We start from the raw sequence: 375 nt of genomic DNA, 5'->3' as shown, positions 1-375 counted from the left end.
TTTTGTATTAACAGGTTCTTGAATAGGCTCTTTTGGATTTGTATTTGTTTGTAAATCATTCAGAATTTCGTTTTTTAATCCTGATAATGCTACGTTTAAATCTTCTTTTGTAATTCCTTGACCTTTGTTCATTGTTCCATTTCTAAAACCATCGATTACTTTCTGCGGAAGCATGGCAGCAGTAGAAGCTGAAGCTGTCATTTTAACTGGATTCTCCATAAACATAATTTCATCCGCAAAATTGTTTTCTAATGCTTGCTGCGGACCCATCCAAGTTTCTTCAGCCATCATGTTAAGAAGTTCTTCCTCAGATTTACCACTTTTAATGACATAGGCATTTACAATTGCTCGATCTGTTATTTTTAACATCTCAGC

At 34.4% G+C, this 375-nt stretch carries 1 pseudogene; it reads right to left on the bottom strand.

The window, feature by feature from the left end:
• A pseudogene (locus JDS99_RS31095) lies at positions 1 to 375 on the bottom strand (head maturation protease, ClpP-related); the annotation flags it as partial.

This window comes from Bacillus cereus group sp. N6 (assembly GCF_016483705.1).
Lineage (GTDB): Bacteria > Bacillota > Bacilli > Bacillales > Bacillaceae_G > Bacillus_A > Bacillus_A wiedmannii.
This window is presented reverse-complemented; position numbering and strand designations above follow the sequence as displayed.